This is a genomic window from Pseudomonas sp. P105 (genome assembly GCF_032614175.1).
Classification (GTDB): domain Bacteria; phylum Pseudomonadota; class Gammaproteobacteria; order Pseudomonadales; family Pseudomonadaceae; genus Aquipseudomonas; species Aquipseudomonas rhizophila.
Window position 1 is genome coordinate 5479319 of the sequence record NZ_CP126693.1, and the last position, 19029, is coordinate 5498347.

Annotated in this window: 20 protein-coding genes; 5 read left to right on the forward strand and 15 right to left on the reverse strand. The window is 62.0% G+C overall.

Features of this window, described 5'->3' with window-relative positions:
- Positions 1-156 precede the first annotated feature (156 nt).
- The 12 genes from lipA to QOM08_RS24630 form a co-directional block, all read right to left on the reverse strand.
- Positions 157-1179, reverse strand: a complete 1023-nt coding sequence (gene lipA, locus QOM08_RS24575) for a lipoyl synthase (protein ID WP_047229497.1) — start codon at positions 1177-1179, stop codon at positions 157-159.
- A 1-nt stretch (position 1180) separates the two neighbouring features.
- A complete protein-coding gene (gene lipB / locus QOM08_RS24580; protein WP_316912256.1) occupies positions 1181-1828 on the reverse strand; it encodes a lipoyl(octanoyl) transferase LipB in 648 nt (215 codons plus the stop codon).
- Positions 1828-2103 (reverse strand): DUF493 domain-containing protein, encoded by a 276-nt coding sequence (locus tag QOM08_RS24585; protein WP_047229495.1) that lies wholly within the window; start codon positions 2101-2103, stop codon positions 1828-1830. The genes lipB and QOM08_RS24585 overlap by 1 nt, the downstream gene beginning before the upstream one ends.
- A gap of 81 nt (positions 2104-2184) precedes the next feature.
- Entirely contained in the window at positions 2185-3342 is a 1158-nt protein-coding gene (locus tag QOM08_RS24590) for a D-alanyl-D-alanine carboxypeptidase family protein (RefSeq protein ID WP_107321817.1), read from the reverse strand.
- 171 nt (positions 3343-3513) lie between these two features.
- Positions 3514-4539: a septal ring lytic transglycosylase RlpA family protein gene (locus QOM08_RS24595; protein WP_316912257.1), complete on the reverse strand. Its 1026-nt coding sequence runs from the start codon at positions 4537-4539 to the stop codon at positions 3514-3516.
- Positions 4539-5549: a lytic murein transglycosylase B gene (mltB, locus tag QOM08_RS24600; RefSeq protein ID WP_047229492.1), complete on the reverse strand. Its 1011-nt coding sequence runs from the start codon at positions 5547-5549 to the stop codon at positions 4539-4541. Before mltB ends, QOM08_RS24595 begins: the two co-directional genes overlap by 1 nt.
- 17 nt (positions 5550-5566) lie before the next feature.
- Positions 5567-6670 carry a rod shape-determining protein RodA gene (gene rodA, locus QOM08_RS24605; protein ID WP_047229517.1) on the reverse strand — a complete coding sequence of 368 codons (1104 nt, stop codon included), beginning with the start codon at positions 6668-6670 and terminating at the stop codon, positions 5567-5569.
- 31 nt (positions 6671-6701) lie between these two features.
- Entirely contained in the window at positions 6702-8597 is a 1896-nt protein-coding gene (gene mrdA / locus QOM08_RS24610; protein ID WP_047229491.1) for a penicillin-binding protein 2, read from the reverse strand.
- Positions 8598-8607: 10 nt separating this feature from the next.
- Positions 8608-9075 carry a 23S rRNA (pseudouridine(1915)-N(3))-methyltransferase RlmH gene (gene rlmH, locus QOM08_RS24615; RefSeq protein ID WP_047229490.1) on the reverse strand — a complete coding sequence of 156 codons (468 nt, stop codon included), beginning with the start codon at positions 9073-9075 and terminating at the stop codon, positions 8608-8610.
- Positions 9076-9084: 9 nt separating this feature from the next.
- Entirely contained in the window at positions 9085-9579 is a 495-nt protein-coding gene (rsfS, locus tag QOM08_RS24620; protein ID WP_014340379.1) for a ribosome silencing factor, read from the reverse strand.
- Between the two features lie 73 nt (positions 9580-9652).
- On the reverse strand, positions 9653-10339 hold the full coding sequence (nadD, locus tag QOM08_RS24625) for a nicotinate-nucleotide adenylyltransferase (protein WP_047229489.1): 687 nt from the start codon (positions 10337-10339) through the stop codon (positions 9653-9655).
- Between the two features lies 1 nt (position 10340).
- Positions 10341-11612 carry a glutamate-5-semialdehyde dehydrogenase gene (locus QOM08_RS24630; RefSeq protein WP_047229488.1) on the reverse strand — a complete coding sequence of 424 codons (1272 nt, stop codon included), beginning with the start codon at positions 11610-11612 and terminating at the stop codon, positions 10341-10343.
- Between the two features lie 186 nt (positions 11613-11798).
- Between QOM08_RS24630 and QOM08_RS24635 the strand changes: the two genes are divergently transcribed.
- Positions 11799-12479: a DNA-3-methyladenine glycosylase gene (locus QOM08_RS24635; RefSeq protein WP_047229487.1), complete on the forward strand. Its 681-nt coding sequence runs from the start codon at positions 11799-11801 to the stop codon at positions 12477-12479.
- Between the two features lie 157 nt (positions 12480-12636).
- Complete coding sequence (locus QOM08_RS24640) at positions 12637-13953, forward strand: bifunctional DedA family/phosphatase PAP2 family protein (RefSeq protein ID WP_107321814.1); 1317 nt, start codon at positions 12637-12639, stop codon at positions 13951-13953.
- Positions 13954-14156: 203 nt separating this feature from the next.
- Here the strand turns inward: QOM08_RS24640 and QOM08_RS24645 are convergent, their stop codons facing one another.
- Genes QOM08_RS24645 through QOM08_RS24655 form a run of 3 tightly spaced genes read right to left on the reverse strand, consistent with a single transcriptional unit; the run spans position 14157 to position 15836 of the window.
- Positions 14157-14747 (reverse strand): LON peptidase substrate-binding domain-containing protein, encoded by a 591-nt coding sequence (locus tag QOM08_RS24645; RefSeq protein ID WP_047229485.1) that lies wholly within the window; start codon positions 14745-14747, stop codon positions 14157-14159.
- 10 nt (positions 14748-14757) lie between these two features.
- Positions 14758-15474: an LrgB family protein gene (locus QOM08_RS24650; RefSeq protein WP_047229484.1), complete on the reverse strand. Its 717-nt coding sequence runs from the start codon at positions 15472-15474 to the stop codon at positions 14758-14760.
- The gene (locus tag QOM08_RS24655) at positions 15471-15836 is read right to left on the reverse strand and encodes a CidA/LrgA family protein (RefSeq protein WP_047229483.1); all 366 of its coding nucleotides are present in this window, start codon (positions 15834-15836) and stop codon (positions 15471-15473) included. The genes QOM08_RS24650 and QOM08_RS24655 overlap by 4 nt, the downstream gene beginning before the upstream one ends.
- Positions 15837-16029: 193 nt before the next feature.
- Between QOM08_RS24655 and QOM08_RS24660 the strand changes: the two genes are divergently transcribed.
- The 3 genes from QOM08_RS24660 to QOM08_RS24670 all read left to right on the forward strand — a co-directional run bounded on the left by QOM08_RS24660 (position 16030) and on the right by QOM08_RS24670 (position 18970).
- The gene (locus QOM08_RS24660) at positions 16030-16485 is read left to right on the forward strand and encodes a MaoC family dehydratase (RefSeq protein ID WP_047229482.1); all 456 of its coding nucleotides are present in this window, start codon (positions 16030-16032) and stop codon (positions 16483-16485) included.
- Between the two features lie 97 nt (positions 16486-16582).
- Positions 16583-18301 (forward strand): C13 family peptidase, encoded by a 1719-nt coding sequence (locus tag QOM08_RS24665; protein WP_076383498.1) that lies wholly within the window; start codon positions 16583-16585, stop codon positions 18299-18301.
- A gap of 27 nt (positions 18302-18328) precedes the next feature.
- On the forward strand, positions 18329-18970 hold the full coding sequence (locus QOM08_RS24670; RefSeq protein WP_047229480.1) for an oxidoreductase: 642 nt from the start codon (positions 18329-18331) through the stop codon (positions 18968-18970).
- The last annotated feature ends 59 nt before the right edge of the window (positions 18971-19029 follow it).

Consider the following 19029-nt stretch of genomic DNA (forward strand, 5'->3'; position numbering starts at 1 on the left):
CGAGGCACCGAGTGGTGGGGCAAGAGCGTTTTGGTTACTTTTGACTGGGCCGGCTTCCGGGCTCTTCAAAAGTGACCCGCCGTAAGGGCGGAACCACAAGTAGCCGTTACCGAAGAAACGGATATACACACCGCCCCAAAAAACAACGCTAGAAAATCAAGACCCGAGCAACTCAGCCTTAACCAACTTAGCCTGCTCATCCGCATGATACGAAGACCGCACCAACGGCCCGGAAGCAACGTTCTTGAAGCCCATCTTGTACCCTTCCTCAGCAAACCAGGCAAAGGTATCCGGGTGCACAAAACGCTGCACCGGCAGGTGACTACGCGAAGGCTGCAGATACTGACCCAAGGTCAGCATGTCGATGTCATGCTCACGCATGCGCTTCATCACTTCGATGACTTCTTCGTCAGTTTCCCCCAGGCCCAGCATCAAGCCGGATTTGGTCGGAATGTGCGGCATCATCTGCTTGAAGCGTTGCAGCAAGGTCAACGACCACTGGTAGTCCGAACCCGGACGCGCAGCCTTGTACAGGCGCGGTACGGTTTCCAGGTTGTGGTTGAAGACATCCGGCGGCTCGGCGGCGGTGATTTGCAGTGCAATGTCCATGCGACCGCGATAGTCCGGCACCAACGTCTCAAGCTGCACGTTCGGTGACAGCTTGCGGATTTCGCGGATGCAATCGGCAAAGTGCTGGGCACCACCGTCACGCAGGTCGTCGCGGTCCACCGAGGTGATGACCACGTACTTGAGTTTGAGGTCGGCAATGGCGATGGCCAGGCTTTCGGGTTCGTTCACGTCCAATGGCTTCGGCCGACCATGGCCGACGTCACAGAACGGGCAGCGACGGGTGCAGATGTCGCCCATGATCATGAACGTAGCGGTGCCGCCGGAGAAGCATTCCCCCAGGTTCGGGCAGGACGCTTCTTCACAGACGCTGTGCAGTTTGTGTTTACGCAGCAGCGCCTTGATGCGGTCGACTTCCGGCGAAACCGGGATGCGCACGCGGATCCAGTCAGGTTTCTTCGGCAGTTCGGTGGTCGGGATGATCTTGACCGGGATACGTGCAACTTTCTCGGCGCCGCGCAGCTTTACGCCGGCCTCGACCTTGGCACGCGGGGCCGGACGCTCGGTAACATCCAGCGTCGGGATCATGGTTTGCACAGCATCAGTAGTCATATCAGTCGATTCCGCCCGTGAGGGTCGTCTGCTCAGCGTAGTCGAGGTGTTTGACGAGCTGCGCGCGCAGCCGGGCACTTACCTCGGCAAATTCAATCGATCCTGTGTGATCGCACAGCTGGGTCATCGCCAGCCCCGCATAGCCACAGGGATTAATCCGTCGAAACGGCTCCATGTCCATGTCCACGTTCAACGCCAGGCCGTGAAACGAACAACCATGGCGGATGCGCAAACCCAGAGAAGCAATTTTCGCTCCGTCGACGTAGACACCCGGAGCATCCGGCTTGGCCGCTGCTGTCACGCCGTAGCTGGCCAGCAGTTCGATCAGGCAGGTCTCCATGCGGGTGACCAGCTCGCGTACGCCGAACCCCAGCTTGCGTACGTCCAGCAGCAGGTAGGCCACCAATTGACCGGGGCCATGGTAGGTCACCTGGCCACCGCGGTCGGTCTTCACCACCGGGATATTCCCCGGCAGCAACAAGTGTTCGGCCTTGCCGGCCTGGCCCTGGGTGAACACCGGCGGGTGTTGCACCAGCCAGACTTCGTCACCGGCGGTGGTGCCGCGGTCGTTGGTGAAGCGTTGCATGGCATGCCAGACCGGCTCGTAAGCCATCTGGTCCAGCTCGCGAAAGCCCAGCGTGCCCGGCATCACAACACCATGTGCACGAACCCGGTCGCTCGCAACTCGCTGTTGATGTCGTACAGCTGTTCCTGACCGGTGGCAATGATGTGCAACTGAATCGTCGTGTACTTGCCGTTGGTACTCTGGCGTTCGGCCAGGGTCTTGTGATCAACGGTGGCGTGTTTTTCAAGAATCGCGATGATCTTGTCCTTGAATCCCACACCGGTGTCGCCAATTACCTTGATCGGATAATCCTCGCAAGGGAACTCGATCTTTGGCGCCTTTACTTCTGAGTCTGTCATGGCGTAACGGCCTCGTAAGCCGTGGTAACGCACATGGCCCCGCACCGGAAAGGAACGGGGCCATGCAGGTCAACACTTCAATCAGTTGAACAAGCCGTAGAAGAATAGACGGATGCTATCCCAGATGCGGCGGAAGATACCACCTTCCTCGACCGCGTCCAGAGCGATCAGGTCAGCGCTGTGCACCACTTTGTCGTCCAGCTTGACTTCCACCTTGCCGATCACGTCGCCCTTGGCGATTGGCGCGATCATTTGCGGATTCATGGTCATGGTCGCGACCAGCTTTTTGAGCTGGCCTTTTGGCAGGGTCATGGTCAGGTCCTGGGCCAGGCCGGCCTTCACCTGATTGGTGGTGCCTTTCCACACCTGGGCCTGGGCCAGTTCAGTGCCCTTCTGGTAGAAGGTCTGGGTTTCGAAGAAGCGGAAACCGTAGGTCAGAAGCTTCTGGGTTTCAGCGGCACGGGACACTTCGCTGTTGGTGCCGAAAACGACGGCGATCAGGCGCATGCCGTCACGAACGGCCGAAGACACCATGCAATAGCCGGCTTCTTCGGTGTGGCCGGTCTTCAGGCCATCGACGGTCTTGTCGCGCCACAACAGCAGGTTGCGGTTAGGCTGCTTGATGTTGTTCCAGAAGAATTCCTTCTGGGAGTAGATGGCGTAGTGCGCCGGGTCTTCGTGAATGATCGCTCGCGCCAGAATCGCCATGTCGTGAGCCGAAGAGTAGTGCTCCGGGTTCGGCAAGCCGGTCGGGTTCATGAAGTGGCTGTTGGTCAGACCCAGGTCGCTGGCAGTCTTGTTCATCATGTCGGCGAACGCATCTTCGCTGCCGGCGATGTGCTCGGCCAGGGCGACGCTGGCGTCGTTGCCGGACTGGATGATGATGCCGTGCAGCAGGTCGCTGACGGTCACTTGCGAACCGACCTTGATGAACATCCGCGAACCGCCGGTGCGCCAGGCATTTTCGCTGACGGTCACCGGATCGTTTTCACCGATCTGGCCACGACGGATTTCCAAGGTGGCGATGTAGGCGGTCATCAGTTTGGTCAGGCTGGCCGGTGGCAGGCGCTGGTCACCATTGTTCTCCACCAGCACCTCGCCGCTGCTGGCATCCATGAGCACAAAGGATTTGGCGGCCAGTTGAGGGGGCGCAGGCATCATCTCGACCGCGAACGCGGCAGGTGAGAGCAGCAGCGGGACTAGCAGGCAAAGGCGTTTGGCAAAGGTGGTGATGTTCATCCGTCTCTCGAAATCGCTAATGGAAACTGCCCGAAGGGCAATACTAAACAGGCCACCTTCTAACGGGTCGCCGCGTATTTAAGTTGCTCACTCACATCCCTTGCCGGGCTTTTGTTATTCGTAGAGCCAACAACCTGGCCCGCTCCAACCGCTAGCGGACCTTCAATCAAATCATTCCGCGCTGACCACGCTCGGCGAACCGAGATTGGCCAGGCGTACACTGTTCTGCACCTGCTGGACTTCATCCGGAGAACCGATCGGCCCCAGGCGCACCCGATGCAGCGTCTGCTGGTTGCGCACGATGGAGCTGATGAACACCGGCGCGCTGACCATCGAGCTGAGCTTGGATCTCAACAGTTCGGCAGCGTCCGGGTTGGCGAACGCGCCGACTTGCAGATACTGGCCAGACGCTGTTGCAGAAGCGTTTTTTTTTGCGTCGAGCGGCACGGGCACCACGGCGGCGGCATGTTGCTGCGGCGGCGGGGACCATTGCTCGACCGTGCCGGTGGAAGCCGTCACGGTCGGCGCGGCATTTTGCGCCACTTTTGGCTCGTTGAGCATCAAAGGCGCCGGACGGCCTCGCTGGGCCCACCATTCCTGCGGATCGATGCCTTCGACCTTGACTCGCGCGGTGCCGCTTTCAGCGTAACCGAGTTTTTTCGCCGCCGCATACGACAGGTCGATGATGCGGTCGGAATAGAACGGCCCGCGGTCATTGACCCGCAGGATCACGGCCTTGTTGTTGTCCAGGTTGGTCACCCGCACATAACTGGGCAGCGGCAAGGTCTTGTGGGCCGCGCTCATGCCATACAGGTCATAAACCTCGCCATTGGCGGTGTTCTGGCCGTGGAACTTGGTGCCATACCAGGACGCCGTGCCCGAAGCGACGTAACGCTTGGATTCGGCCATCGGGAAATACGTCTTGCCCAGCACCGTGTACGGGTTGGCCTTGTACGGGCCGGTGTGCAGGGTTGGCGTGGCGTCGGGAATGCGCGAAACATCCACGTCCCACCACGGCGCGCCGTCCTTGTGGGCCCGGTTGATGTCCAGGCCTGGCGTAGCGCGCACGGCAGTAGAGGTTTTCTGGGCCGGCGGGCGACTGGTGGAGCAACTGACGACCAGCAACGACAGTGCAGCCAGCGCTACCAGCTTCAGGGGTCCGGCTTTCAGGGGTTGATAGGTAGGCAATGCCTGCATTATTTGACGCCCCGTGCTTTGACCAGCTCTTCAGACAGCTGATGCACGGCCATGGCGTACATCACACTGCGGTTATAACGCGTAATTGCGTAGAAATTCTTCAGGCCCATCCAGTACTCAGGGCCTTGTTCGCCTTCCAGGCGAATCGCGGTGACTGGCATGTCGTCACGCAGCGCATCATGACTCGACCACCCCAGCGCCCGCAACTCCCCGACGGTCTTCGTCGGCTCGATGCCTGTGGTCAGGCCTTCGTCTACCTGGTCGCCACGCACGTCTGCACGGCTGACCACCGGCTCGCCAGGCTCCCAGCCGTGGCGCTTGAAGTAGCTGGCAACACTGCCGATGGCATCGGTCGGGTTGGTCCAGATATTAATGTGGCCATCGCCGTCGAAGTCCACCGCATAGGCGCGGAAACTGCTGGGCATGAACTGCGGCAAGCCCATGGCTCCGGCATAGGAGCCCTTGAGGGTCAACGGATCGACCTGTTCCTCGCGAGCCAGCAGCAAGAACTCGCGCAGCTCCTTGCGGAAGAACTCGGCGCGCGGCGGATAATCGAAGCCCAGGGTCGACAGCGCATCGACCACCCGGAAATTCCCGGTATTACGACCAAAAAACGTCTCGACACCAATAATAGACACGATGACCTGAGCCGGCACGCCATACTCCTGCTCGGCGCGAGCCAGCACGGCCTCGTGCTGGCGCCAGAAGTCCACGCCCCGGGCGATGCGCGCCTCGGAGATGAACATCGGCCGATACTCGCTCCACTGCTTGACCCGCTCGGCGGGCCGGGAGATCGCGTCGAGAATCGACTGCTTGCGCTGGGCCTCGCGGAACACCCCCATCAGCTGTTCACCGGCAAAACCGTAGTCGCGGGTCATTTCACCGACGAATTCGGCCACTTGCGGCGAGCCTTCATATTCGCCGGCCAGGGCGTGCGACGCACCGCCCAGGAGGCCGAACAGGCCGACCCACGGCGCAAATCGCGTCGACCAGCCACGCATTGCTTGCATTGAACTCTTCACCTTATTCAAACCTGCGCGATCCACTTGCGATGGGTATGGATCGACATCAAAACCCCAAACGCTGACAGTAGCGTCACCAGCGAAGTTCCTCCGTAGCTAATGAATGGCAACGGCACCCCCACGACCGGCAACAGGCCACTGACCATACCGATATTGACGAAAACATAAACAAAAAACGTCATGGTCAGACTGCCCGCGAGCAATTTGCCGAACAATGTCTGGGCCTGGGCGGTAATCACCAGGCCACGGCCGATCAACAACAGGTAGATCAGCAGCAGCACGCAAATACCCACCAGACCGAACTCTTCGCCCAACACGGCGATGATGAAGTCGGTGTGGCTTTCCGGCAGAAAGTCCAGGTGCGACTGGGTACCCAGCAACCACCCTTTGCCGAACACACCGCCGGAGCCGATGGCGGCCTTGGACTGGATGATGTTCCAGCCGGTGCCCAGCGGATCGCTCTCCGGGTCGAGGAACGTCAGGACCCGCTGCTTCTGGTAGTCGTGCATCACGAAGTACCACATGGCCACGGACACCGGCACGGCGGCAGCGATCACGCTGAGGATCCAGCGCCAGCGCAACCCGCCCATGAACAGCACGAAGGCGCCGCCGGCCAGGATCAGCAACGAGGTGCCGAGATCGGGCTGGCGCACGATCAGGATAAACGGGACCCCAATCAGCAGCAGGCTGATGCCCACATGCTTGAGCTGTGGCGGCAAGGTGCGCTTGGACAGATACCAGGCGATGGTCGCCGGCATGATGATTTTCAGGAACTCGGAAGGCTGGAAGCGAATCACCCCGGGGATGTTGATCCAGCGTGTCGCCCCCATGGCGTTATGGCCCATGATGTCCACGATCACCAACAAGACCACGCCGCCCACATAGGCCAGTGGCACCCAGCGCGCCATGAACCGAGGCTCCAGTTGGGCGATAAAGATCATCGACACCAAGCCGATGCCGAATGAAGTGGCCTGCTTGGCCAGCAGGTCCCAATTCTTGCCGCTGGCCGAATACAGCACGAACAGGCTGCCGGCGGCCAGTGTCAGCAACAGGATCAACAACGGACCGTCGATGTGCATGCGCTGCAACAGAGTGGCGCGACGACGCATCACATCTTCGCTGGAGAGGATCCGGTCGAAATTATTCTTCACGGGCCGTAGCCTCCGCAGTGATGGGGCTTGCGTATTCGGGCTTGAGCTGGCCGTGTTCATCCAGCAGCCAGGCGTCCATGATCTGGCGCACCACCGGCGCGGCAACGCCGGAGCCGGACTCGCCGTTCTCGACCATGACCGACACGACGATCTTCGGGTTTTCGGCCGGTGCGAAACCAACGAACAAGGCGTGGTCGCGGTGGCGCTCCTGAACCTTGGAACGGTCGTACTTTTCGCCCTGCTTGATCGCGACCACCTGGGCCGTACCACTCTTGCCGGCAATCCGGTATTGCGCGCCGATGGCAGCCTTGCGCGCGGTGCCCCGGGCGCCGTGCATCACCTGCTGCATGCCGATATTGACCTTCTGCCAGTCCGACGGATTACGCAGGATGATGTCCGGCACCGGGTTGGGGTCCACGGGCTTCTGGCCTTCGATGGTCTTGGCCAGATGCGGGCGATACCACTTGCCTTTGCTCGCCACCAGGGCTGTGGCCTGGGCCAGTTGCAGCGGCGTCGCCTGCATGTAGCCCTGGCCGATCCCCAGGATCAACGTCTCACCCGGGAACCACGGCTGGCGGCGGGTCGCCCGCTTCCACTCGCGGGATGGCATCAGGCCCGGCGACTCTTCGAACATGTCCAGGGACACTTTCTGACCGAGACCGAACTTGCCCATGTAGGACGCCAGCCGGTCGATCCCCAGCTTGTGGGCCAGGTCATAGAAGTAGGTGTCGTTGGACCGCATGATCGCCGTTTCCAGATCCACGTACCCGTCGCCGGAGCGATTCCAGTTGCGGTACTTGTGGTCGTAGTTCGGCAGTTGGTAATAACCGGGGTCGTAGACCCGGCTGGAAGCGGTGATCACACCCGCGTCCAGCCCGGCAATGGCCACCGCCGGCTTGATGGTCGAACCCGGCGGATAGAGGCCGCGCAGCACGCGATTGAACAGTGGCCGATCGATGGAATCGCGCAACTCGGCATAGGCCTTGAAACTGATGCCAGTGACGAACAGGTTCGGGTCGAAACTCGGCTGGCTGACCATCGCCAGGACCTCGCCGGTGTTCGGGTCCAGCGCCACGACAGCGCCGCGCCGGCCGCCCAACGCCGCTTCGGCGGCTTCCTGCAATTTGATGTCCAGGCTCAGGACGATGTCCTTGCCGGGGATCGGGTCGGTGCGCTTGAGCACCCGCAACACGCGGCCACGGGCATTGGTCTCGACTTCCTCGTAGCCTACCTGGCCGTGCAGTTCGGCCTCGTAGAAGCGCTCGATGCCGGTCTTGCCGATGTGGTGGGTACCGCTGTAATTGACCGGGTCGAGGTTCTTGAGCTCTTTTTCGTTGATCCGCCCCATGTAACCCACCGAATGGGCGAAGTGCGCGCCTTGGGGGTAGTGACGCACCAACTGCGCCACCACTTCAACGCCCGGCAGGCGGAACTGGTTCACAGCGATCAGGGCGATCTGCTCTTCGGTCAGCTCGAACAGGATCGGCACCGGCTCGAACGGGCGCCGGCCCTGGCGCATGCGCTTCTCGAAAATCGCCCGATCCTCGGGGGTCAGCTGCAGCACTTCGACGATCACGTCGAGCACCTTCTGCCAATCCCCGGAACGCTCACGGGTCATGCTCAGGCTGAAGCTGGGCCGGTTATCGGCCACCACCACGCCGTTGCGGTCGAAAATCAACCCGCGAGTCGGCGGAATCGGCTGCACATGCACGCGATTGTTTTCCGACAGGGTCGAGTGGTACTCGTACTGAATCACCTGGAGGAAATACAGGCGCGCGATCAGCACACCAATCAGCGCCACGACCGCAATTGCACCGAACACGACGCGACCACGCACCAGGCGGGCGTCTTTTTCGTGGTCCTTGATGCGGATCGGCTGAGGCATGAGGGCAGGATTACTTGTGGTAAGGGTGCCCGGACAGGACTGTCCAGGCACGATACAACTGTTCGCCGATCAGAATCCGCACCAGCGGGTGCGGCAACGTCAAAGGCGACAACGACCAGCGTTGATCGGCCCGGGCACAGACTTCCGGTGCCAACCCTTCCGGGCCACCCACCATGAAGTTGACCGTGCGCGCGTCCAGCCGCCAGCGATCGAGCTCGACCGCCAGTTGCTCGGTGCTCCAGGGCTTGCCGTGCACTTCGAGCGTGACGATCCGCTCGTTCGGCCCGACCTTGGCCAACATGGCTTCGCCTTCCTGACGGATAAAGCGCGCCACATCGGCGTTCTTGCCGCGGGTGTTGAGCGGAATTTCCACCAGTTCCAGGGCCAGCTCGGAAGGAAGACGCTTGGCATATTCATGCCAGCCTTCTTCCACCCACTTGGGCATGCGGGAACCGACGGCGATCAGGCGCAGTCGCACAGCGATCCCTTATTGCTGGTCTTTGTTGAGCTTGGTGAAATGCTCATGGGTATTTTCCGGGCTGTGGTGCGCGGCGCTGGCCGAACGGCTTTGCTCGGCACCGGCCCACAGGCGCTCCAGGTCATAGAACTGGCGCGCCGAGGCGGTCATCATGTGCACGATGACGTCGTCCATATCCAGCAACACCCAGTCGCTGTCGCCCTTGCCTTCTTCACCCAGTGGCTTGACGCCCTGGGCCTTGACCGCTTCGCGAACCTTATCCAGCATCGCGCCGATCTGGCGGTTGGAGGTACCGGTGGCGATGATCATGTAGTCCGTGATGCTCTGCTTCTCGCGAACGTCGATCACCTGGATGTCCTGGGCCTTGACATCTTCCAGGGCCGCCACGGCAACCTTGACCAGCTCTTCGCCGGCCAGTACCACGCCAGTATGAGCTTCTACGGGAAGCGGGGCGCTCTTGAATGTGCCCTTGCGCTTTACTTTGTTTACGTCTTTGTCAGTCATATAAAACTCGTTTTGCTCGTATGTTCGGGCGCTTCGCTACACGCATTCACGTGCCTTGAAGCGCGCCCTTTTTTCAGTTCGACGCACGGTACAGCCCGTGCGCATCGATGTAGGCCAGGACCGCGTCGGGCACCAGGAAACGTACCGACTTACCGCTGGCCAGCAGTTGACGGATCTGGGTGGCGGATACCGCGAGCGGCGTCTGCCAGACGAATGCAATCTGTCCGCTCGGCCCTTTCAGGGCCAGCGGGTCGCTCACCGAACGTGCCGCCAGCAGGTTGCGCAAGGCATCCGGCGGCTCGCTGTCGGCATCCGGGCGTTGCAACACCAGGATGTGGCAATGCTGGAGCAACTCTTCCCAGCGATGCCAAGTGGGCAGGCCGCAAAATGCGTCCCAGCCCAAAAGCAGAAAAACCTGGGCATCGGCGGCCAGTTCGGCGCGCATCAGCTCCAGGGTATCAATGGTGTAGGACGGTTTGTCCCGCAGCAATTCGCGGGCGTCCACCACCAACGGCGCCACACCGGCCACCGCGCACTCGACCATCGCCAGACGGTCCTGGGCCGATACCTGCGGCGTATCCCGGTGAGGCGGCCTGGCGCTGGGCGTCAGGCGTAGCTCATCGAGGGCCAGGGCATCGGCGACTTCCAGCGCACCGCGCAAATGGCCGATGTGCACTGGGTCGAACGTGCCGCCCAGGATACCGATGCGCTGGGGCGCAGTTGTCGTCGTCACTGCGGCTGACGGGTCAAGGTCGCCCAAGTCAGACCGGCTCCTGTCCGCGCAACTGGCCGTCACCGACCACGATGTACTTCTCGCAGGTCAAGCCTTCGAGGCCCACCGGGCCACGGGCGTGCAGCTTATCAGTAGAAATGCCGATCTCGGCACCCAATCCGTATTCGAAGCCGTCGGCGAAACAGGTCGGGGTGTTGATCATCACCGACGCCGAGTCCACTTCGGCCACGAAACGCCGGGTTTCACCCTGGTGTTCGCTGACGATGGAGTCGGTGTGGTGGGAACCATGGCGATTGATGTGCTCGATGGCCTGGTCCAGCCCGTCGACCACGCGGATCGACAGGATCGGCGCCAGGTACTCGGTGTTCCAGTCTTCTTCGGTGGCCTCGGCCGCCTCAATGATTGCCCGGGTGCGTTGGCAACCGCGCAGCTCGACGCCTTTTTCGCGGAACTGGGCGGCCATCGCCGGCAGGAAGTCCTGGGCAACGGCCTGGTCCACCAGCAGGGTTTCCATCGCGCCGCAGATACCATAGCGGTAAGTCTTGGCGTTGAAGGCAATGCGCTGGGCCTTGGGCAACTCGGCGTGGGCACTGACGTAAACGTGGCAGATGCCGTCCAGGTGCTTGATCACCGGCACGCGGGCGTCGCGGCTGACTCGTTCGATCAGGCCCTTGCCGCCACGGGGCACGATGACGTCGACGAACTCGGGCATGGTGATCAGTGCGCCGACCGCGGCGCGGTCGGTGGTTTCCACCACTTGCACCACGGCCGCCGGCAGATCGGCTTCGGCCAGACCGCGCTGGATGCAGGCGGCAATCGCGCGGTTGGAATGAATGGCCTCGGAACCACCGCGCAGGATGGTCGCGTTACCCGACTTCAGGCACAGGCTCGCAGCATCGATGGTCACGTTCGGCCGCGACTCGTAGATGATGCCGACCACGCCCAGGGGCACGCGCATTTTGCCGACCTGGATACCCGACGGCCGATAACTCATGTCCCGGATCGCCCCGACCGGGTCCGGCAGCGCCGCGACCTGGCGCAGACCGACGATCATGCCGTCGATGCGTGCCGGGGTCAGCGCCAGGCGTTCGAGCATGGCCGGCTCGAGGCCGTTGGCCCGGCCGGCGGCCAGGTCCAGCTCATTGGCGGCGGACAACTCGGCGCGAGCAGCGTCCAGCGCATTGGCGGCGGCCAGCAGGGCGCGGTTTTTCTGCGCGGTGCTGGCACGGCCGATGATGCGCGACGCCTGGCGAGCGGCGCGACCCAGGCGGGTCATGTAGTCAAGAACGGACTCAGTCATGGTCTGTGTGGTCTTGGCAAAGGGGAAAGCGGCAGATTATAGCTGTCGTATCCCTCGACTAACAGCGTGGACTCACAGTGGTGACCGGCGGAAGAGCAAAACCTGTGCAAATAGTCGCTGTTCAGCGCCGATTAAGCTTTCCATTGCTATCATCGCGCTTCCTTTGGCCTCCCTTCGTCTCACGCCATGACCGATTCGCCCCCACTGCCAAACGCCCTGCCCGACGGTTTTTTTGATCGCGATGCCCAAGTGCTCGCCCGGGACCTGCTGGGCAAAGTCATTCGCCACAAGGTCGGTGACCTGTGGCTCAGCGCGCGGATCATCGAAACCGAAGCCTATTACTTCGCTGAAAAGGGCAGCCACGCCTCGCTGGGCTACACGGAAAAACGTAAGGCTTTGTTTCTGGATGGCGGCCACATCTATATGTATTACGCCCGGGGTGGCGATTCGCTGAATTTCAGCGCCCATGGCCCCGGCAATGCGGTGCTGATCAAATCGGCATACCCGTGGGTCGATACTGTTTCCGGCCCGGCAAGCCTGGCGCAGATGCTGCTCAACAACCCCGACGCCCAAGGCCGCCCGCGCCCCTCGCAAAAGCTTTGCGCCGGCCAGACGTTGTTGTGCAAGGCCCTGGGGCTGAAAGTGCCGCAGTGGGATGCCAAACGCTTCGACCCGGAACGCTTGCTGGTGGAAGACGTGGGCGTGCCGACAGTCAACGTGATCCAGACTACCCGCCTGGGCATCCCACTGGGACGGGATGAACACCTGCTCTACCGCTTCGTCGACGCGGCCTACGCCCCCTGGTGCACGCGGAACCCGCTGCGTCGCGGACAGGTCGAAGGGCGGGATTATTTTTTGCTTTCCTGAACGCCACACTGCCCAACCCTGTGGGAGCGAGCCTGCTCGCGATGGCGCCAGGTCAGTCGAATCAGAGGTTGGCTGATACACCGCTATCGCGAGCAGGCTCGCTCCCACAGTAAAAAATGCATGCCGCTTAATGCTCAATGGAAATGGAGTTGTTTTTATGGGCCCATGGCTCGATAGCATCACTGGCTGGCTGACCGCCAACCCGCAATGGCTGGCGGCGGCGGTGTTTATCGTTGCCTGTGTAGAGTGCCTGGCCATCGCTGGGTTGCTCGTGCCGGGTACGGTGCTGTTGTTTGCGGTCGCGGTACTGGCCGGCAGCGGCGCGTTGTCCCTGGGCGAGACTTTGCTGCTGGGCCTGCTGGGCGGTTTGCTGGGGGACTTGGTGTCGTATTTCCTGGGCAGGCATTTTCACCAGAACATCCGGCGCCTGCCGGGGCTGCGGCATCACCCCGAATGGATGAGCGCGGCGGAAAGCTATTTCCAGCGCTACGGCATCGCCAGCCTGCTGGTAGGGCGCTTCATTGGCCCGCTGCGACCCATGTTGCCGATGGTGGCCGGGATGTTCGACATGCCCTTCCCGCGCTTCGCCGCCGTCAGTCTGCTGGCCGCCGCCGGCTGGAGCGTGGCGTATCTGCTGCCCGGCTGGGCCACTGGCGCAGCGATCCGCCTGCCGTTGCCCGAGGGTTTCTGGCCACAGGCCGGTGTCGTGATTGGCAGCATCGCGGTGATGATCGCATTGAGCGTCAACAGCAGTCTGCGGCGCCATCGACATGCCTCAGCGCTGATCGCAGGTCTGGGCCTGGTGATCCTGATCGGGCTGTTCATCGGCTTTCGCTACCTCACAGCTTTCGATCAGGGGCTGGTGGCTCTGGTCCAGGAACATCGCAGCCCGACAATGGACGAAATCGCCGTGACCTTCACGCTGATCGGCGAATTCCACTACATGCTGATTTTCAGCGCCCTGCTGACCGGGTTGCTATTGCTGGCGCGCCAATGGCGCCAGGCAATCTTTGCCGGGGCCACGATGCTGTTCACCGCATTGGCCAATACCGGCACCAAGCACTTTTTCGCCCGTGTACGCCCGGAAGTCCTGAGCGAGCCGCTGACCAGCTACAGCATGCCCAGCGGTCATGCCTCCGGCGCCTTTGCCCTGTTCCTGGCGCTGGCCATCCTGGCCGGTCGCGGGCAACCGCCACGCCTGCGTCTGACCTGGCTGTTGCTGGGCTGTTTGCCAGCGCTGGCCATTGCCCTGTCGCGGGTGTACCTGGGTGCCCATTGGCCGAGCGACATCGTCGCCGGCGCCATGCTCGCCGCCTGTGTCTGCGCAGCGATGCTCTGGCTGAGCCAGCGCCAGACCCCGCTGCCGGCCATGCCGCCGAAAATCTGGTGGTTGATTCTGCCCGCGATGGTGGCGGCATTCAGCTTCTTCGCACTGCGCCACCTGCCCAATGGGATGCTGCGGTATGCCTATTGAGGCCGGCAGCCAGCTATCGCGAGCAGGCTCGCTCCCACAGGGAATCGGCTGTGAAACGCCCCTTTGTGGTCACTGAAGATCAACTGTGGGAGCGAGCCTGCTCGCGATGACGTCGGTACATTCAGCATTGATGCAAACTGAGCCACCGTTATCGCGAGCAAGCTCGCTCCCACAAGAGATCAGCCTGGTCAGTGATGAGCGCCTCAGGCGAACAGTTCGCCCTGCAACTCATCAAGCAACGCCTGGATTGCATCCAGCCGCTGCTGAGGATCATCGAGTTGCAGCAGGTCGAGCTTGTCCAGTTCATTGAAGGGCAGCAGGTAGGCCAGTTGATTGGCGAGCGACTGCTGGCCGGTGGCTTCGGTGCCCATGTTCAGGGCCTCGACCATCGGGTGTTCGGCCAGGGCCTTGAGCAACGCTACCAGGTCGGCATCCTCATCCTGCAGCGGTTGTTCAGGCTCATCCTCCAGCCACTCGACTTCAGCGACGGTCAGTTGATCGGCCTGGACACTGCTGCTGTGCACGATAAAACGTCGTCCACCCTGCACGCGAATGCCCAGCAGCCCGTTGTCCTGCTGGGAGAAATCGGTGATTCGCGCTTCACAGCCCACCCGCGCAAAGCCGTCGGGGGCGATACCGACTTCCTCGCCATCGAGGATGCACACCACGCCGAACCCCTCGCCCATTTTCATGCAGCGACCGATCATATCGAGGTAACGCGCCTCGAAAATCTGCAAATCGAGGATGCAACCGGGGAACAGTACCGTGTTCAACGGGAAAAGCGGCAAGCTCATAAGCAGTTCCTTAAACCGTCATCGACACCACCAACGGCAGCAACACCGCCGTGGCCACGCCCATCAGACTCATCGCCAGCGCCGCAAAGGCGCCGGACTCTTCGCTTTCCTGCAACGCCACGGACGTGCCGACCGCGTGTGCCGTCAGGCCCAGGGCCATGCCACGGGCTTCAGGGCTATGGACCCCAAGCCTGGTCAGAATGCTCGGGCCCAGAATCGCCCCGAGCACCCCGGTGATCAACACAAACACCGCCGCCATGGCCGCTACACCGCCGATCTGCTCGGCCACCAGCATGGCGATCGGTGAAGTCACCGACTTGGGAGCCATGGTCATCAGGATCATGTGTTCGGCGCCAAAAGCCCAGCCCAACACCACCGCAGAGCCCGTGGCGAACACCCCGCCTATCACCAGCGTAGTAAAAATCGGCCAGAACAATTGCCGGATCCGTCGCAGGTTCAGGTACAAGGGCACCGCCAGCGCGACGGTGGCCGGCCCCAGCAGAATGCTGAGAATTTCCGTGCTCTCACGGTACTCGGCGTAGCTGATGCCGCAGCCGACCAGCACACCGATCAGCAGCAACATCGACATCAGCACCGGCTGCAGAAACACCCAGCGGGTCTTTTCGAACGCCGCCAGCACCAGTTGATAGGCGCCCAGGGTGATGCCGATACCAAACAGCGGATGATGGATCACCGAACTCCAGGCGCCCTGCCAATCAAGCATCATTGCCCATCCTCCGACTCGGGGGCGTGACGCCGGGCCAGGCGCTGCATCAGCACACCGGTAAACGCCATGGACAGGATCAACGACAGCACCAGCGCACCGACAATGGCCCAGAAATCGGCAGCGATGGCCCGGGCGTACACCATCACCCCCACCGCTGGCGGCACCAGCAGCAACGGCAAGTAGCGCAGCAGGCTGCCGGCCGCCAGGTTCAATGGCTCGCCGACTTCACCACGGATGACCAGATAGCCCAGCAGCAACAGCAGGCCAATGATCGGCCCCGGCAGCACCGGCAGGAACAAATGATTGATGGCGGTGCCCAGCAATTGGAACAGCACCAGCCAGGTCAGGCCCCGTAGCAACATCCTTCATCCTCCCCAGCAACACGTACGCAAACAATGCGCGCGCATTATAAGCACGCCCGCGCTATGGGTCGGCATTCGTAAAAAGCATGGTCGATGACCTGCCCTGCCCGTCATGTTGATCTACAGTGGTTCTCCGGGGACGCCGATCCCCGTTCCAAAAAAGACAAAACCGATGAACCCAAGGAGAGTCTCAATGCCCTACGTTCCCGTTGCAGCGCTCAAAGATTATGTCGGCAAGGAACTTGGACGTTCCGAATGGCTTACCATCGATCAGGATCGCATTAACCTGTTCGCCGAAGCCACTGGCGACTTTCAGTTCATCCACGTCGATCCGGTCAAGGCCGCGCAGACACCGTTCGGCAGCACCATCGCCCACGGCTTCCTATCGCTGTCGCTGATGCCCAAGCTCATGGAAGACATCCTGATCCTGCCCGAAGGCGTGAAGATGGTCGTCAACTACGGACTGGACAGCGTGCGTTTCATTCAGCCCGTGAAAGTCGACTCCAAGGTCCGCCTCAAGGTCGACCTGGTGGACGTGACCGAGAAGAAACCCGGCCAATGGCTGCTCAAGGCCACCGCTACCCTGGAAATCGAAGGTTCGGACAAACCGGCCTACATCGCTGAGCCGCTGTCGCTCTGCTTCGTGTAGCCCCTCGCGGATGCGAAGCCGCTGCGGCAGTTTCGCATCGCTTCTCCTGACGCGCATTGCTACGGCATACTCGTGACCTGATTATCTGGATCCCGTTATGCGCTCATTTCTCCCTTTGGCCCTGACCCTGCTGCTCACCGCTTGCGGCGACGGCGAATCGCTGTTGCCTCCCGACGCGCGCCTGCCCGACGGCGGACGCTATCGCGGCGACCTGGTGGACGGTTTGCTGCAAGGCCAGGGGCGTGTCGACTACCCCAACGGCAGTTGGTACGCCGGGCAGTTCGACAAAGGCCAGTGGCACGGCACCGGGGAATGGCACGGCAGCAATGGCGAGGTCTATCGCGGCCAGTTCCAGCAGGGCCTGTTCAACGGCCAGGGTAGCCTGACCACGCCCACCAGCAGCTACACCGGCGGCTTCAAGCAAGGCCGGCGCGACGGTGAAGGCACGCTCAAAGAACACGGCATGATCTACCGCGGCGAATTCAAGGCCGACCGCTATTCCGGTTTCGGGCGCCTGGAGCTTGAGGACGGCAGCCAATACCAGGGGCCGTTCGTCAACGGCAAACCCAACGGTGAAGGCCAGCGCTTCGATGCCAGTGGCAACCAGTTCACCGGCAATTTCGTCGACGGCCAGCTCCAGGGCAAAGGCACCTTCAACAGCGCCGAGGGCGATGTCTACATCGGCGGGTTCAAGAACAACCAGCTCAGCGGTCGCGGTCGTTATGAAAATGCCGACGGCGATGTCTGGATCGGCCAGTTCAAGGAAGGCGCGCTCACCGGCAAGGGCCAACTGATCGGCGCCGACGGCAGCCACTACCTCGGTCAATTCAATGACTGGCGCTTTAGCGGCGAGGGCCGGCTGAACCTGCCCGACGGCAGCTTTTATATCGGCCAGTTCGAGAACGACACCTACCACGGGCGCGGCACCCTGGCGCTGACCGATGGCACCGTGCAAAGCGGCACCTGGGCCAACGGTCTGCGAGTACGCGACGCTGGCGGGCGGCTACTGCCGGATGTGCTCGAGCTCGGCCTTTTGGCCCAGGGGCGCCTGTTGGAAAATGCCCTGGCCAATATCCCGGCCTCGACCCCTGCGGTGGAGCTGTACAGCCTGACGGTGGGCGGCGACGGCAAGCAGAGTGTGTTCCTGCGCGAGTCCGACTACGTCGCCAATATGCTCACCAGCCGTTTTGGCGCGTTCGGCCAGATCCGCCTGGTCAACCACCGCGATCACCTCGGTGACCGGCCCATGGCCACTCGCGAAAGCCTGCGCCGCGCCGCCAGCGCCCTGGCCGAACGCAGCGGCCCGGAAGACCTGATCTTCATCTACCTGACCAGCCACGGCACCAGCGAACACGAACTGGTGCTCGACCAGCCGCGCATGGAGCTGGCCGACCTGCCGGCCGATGAACTGGCCGTGGTGCTGGCGCCGCTGAAGGATCGCGACAAGATCGTGGTGATTTCGGCCTGTTATTCCGGCGGCTTCATCCCGGCGCTCAAGGATGAACGCACCTTGATCATGACCGCTTCCCGCGCCGATCGGGTGTCGTTCGGCTGCTCCGAGGAGGCCAACTTCACCTACTTCGGCGACGCGCTGTTCGCCCAGGCACTGAACCAGACCGACGATCTTGAGCAAGCCTTCAAGCGTGCCAAGGCCACCGTGGCCGAGCGGGAACAGGCGGACAATTTCGAAGCCTCCGAGCCGCAGATCTGGGCGCCCAGGACCGTCCTTTCCCATTGGCAGCTATTGCGCAAGCAACAGGCGCGAAAAGCATTACAAAGTACGGCATTGAACGACGAGGCCCAAAAGAGCAACTAAGCTGAATCGTATCAAGGGGGAAACACTATGTACTTGACGCCTCAGCATGTTTTGCTTGCCGGAGCTTCCGGGTTGACCGGGGAACATCTACTGGACCGGCTGCTCAACGAGCCGACCATCACACGTGTATTGGCGCCTTCACGCCGGCCGCTGGCCGAGCATCCACACCTGGAAAACCCGGTCGGTGAAACAGCCGAACTGCTGCCCCGCCTCAGTGGCCAGGTGGACATCGCATTTTGCTGCCTTGGCACGACCATCAAGAAGGCCGGCTCAGAACAGGCGTTTCGCGCGGTGGACCTGGACCTGGTGGTGGCCTTCGCCAAGCGCGCCCGGGAGCTGGGCGCAAGGCACCTGATCGTGATCAGCGCGCTGGGGGCTGACCCGAGTTCTTCGATTTTCTACAACCGGGTCAAAGGCGAAATGGAAGCCGCCCTCAAGGCCCAGGACTGGCCACAGCTGACCCTCTGCCGCCCTTCCCTGCTACTGGGCGAACGCACCGAACCGCGGTTGGCCGAACAATTGGCCGGCCCCTTGTCGAGGCTGATCCCCGGCAAGTACCACGGCATCGAAGCCTGCCAACTGGCCCGCGCCATGTGGCGCCTGGCCCTGGAAGAACAGGAAGGGGTGCGGGTGGTGGAGTCGGATGAGTTGCGTAAGTTGGGCAAATAATTGCGGCGCCTGGGCGGACGCCATCGCGAGCAGGCTCGCTCCCACAGTTGACCGAGTTC

What these genes read in the sequence shown, in the direction of transcription:
- lipA (WP_047229497.1), bottom strand. Translation starts at nt 1,179, where the DNA reads ATGACTACTGATGCTGTGCAAACCATGATCCCGACGCTGGATGTTACC.
- lipB (WP_316912256.1), bottom strand. Translation starts at nt 1,828, where the DNA reads ATGCCGGGCACGCTGGGCTTTCGCGAGCTGGACCAGATGGCTTACGAG.
- QOM08_RS24585 (WP_047229495.1), bottom strand. Translation starts at nt 2,103, where the DNA reads ATGACAGACTCAGAAGTAAAGGCGCCAAAGATCGAGTTCCCTTGCGAG.
- QOM08_RS24590 (WP_107321817.1), bottom strand. Translation starts at nt 3,342, where the DNA reads ATGAACATCACCACCTTTGCCAAACGCCTTTGCCTGCTAGTCCCGCTG.
- QOM08_RS24595 (WP_316912257.1), bottom strand. Translation starts at nt 4,539, where the DNA reads ATGCAGGCATTGCCTACCTATCAACCCCTGAAAGCCGGACCCCTGAAG.
- mltB (WP_047229492.1), bottom strand. Translation starts at nt 5,549, where the DNA reads ATGCAAGCAATGCGTGGCTGGTCGACGCGATTTGCGCCGTGGGTCGGC.
- rodA (WP_047229517.1), bottom strand. Translation starts at nt 6,670, where the DNA reads ATGCGTCGTCGCGCCACTCTGTTGCAGCGCATGCACATCGACGGTCCG.
- mrdA (WP_047229491.1), bottom strand. Translation starts at nt 8,597, where the DNA reads ATGCCTCAGCCGATCCGCATCAAGGACCACGAAAAAGACGCCCGCCTG.
- rsfS (WP_014340379.1), bottom strand. Translation starts at nt 9,579, where the DNA reads ATGACTGACAAAGACGTAAACAAAGTAAAGCGCAAGGGCACATTCAAG.
- QOM08_RS24630 (WP_047229488.1), bottom strand. Translation starts at nt 11,612, where the DNA reads ATGACTGAGTCCGTTCTTGACTACATGACCCGCCTGGGTCGCGCCGCT.
- QOM08_RS24635 (WP_047229487.1), top strand. Translation starts at nt 11,799, where the DNA reads ATGACCGATTCGCCCCCACTGCCAAACGCCCTGCCCGACGGTTTTTTT.
- QOM08_RS24640 (WP_107321814.1), top strand. Translation starts at nt 12,637, where the DNA reads ATGGGCCCATGGCTCGATAGCATCACTGGCTGGCTGACCGCCAACCCG.
- QOM08_RS24645 (WP_047229485.1), bottom strand. Translation starts at nt 14,747, where the DNA reads ATGAGCTTGCCGCTTTTCCCGTTGAACACGGTACTGTTCCCCGGTTGC.
- QOM08_RS24650 (WP_047229484.1), bottom strand. Translation starts at nt 15,474, where the DNA reads ATGATGCTTGATTGGCAGGGCGCCTGGAGTTCGGTGATCCATCATCCG.
- QOM08_RS24655 (WP_047229483.1), bottom strand. Translation starts at nt 15,836, where the DNA reads ATGTTGCTACGGGGCCTGACCTGGCTGGTGCTGTTCCAATTGCTGGGC.
- QOM08_RS24660 (WP_047229482.1), top strand. Translation starts at nt 16,030, where the DNA reads ATGCCCTACGTTCCCGTTGCAGCGCTCAAAGATTATGTCGGCAAGGAA.
- QOM08_RS24665 (WP_076383498.1), top strand. Translation starts at nt 16,583, where the DNA reads ATGCGCTCATTTCTCCCTTTGGCCCTGACCCTGCTGCTCACCGCTTGC.
- QOM08_RS24670 (WP_047229480.1), top strand. Translation starts at nt 18,329, where the DNA reads ATGTACTTGACGCCTCAGCATGTTTTGCTTGCCGGAGCTTCCGGGTTG.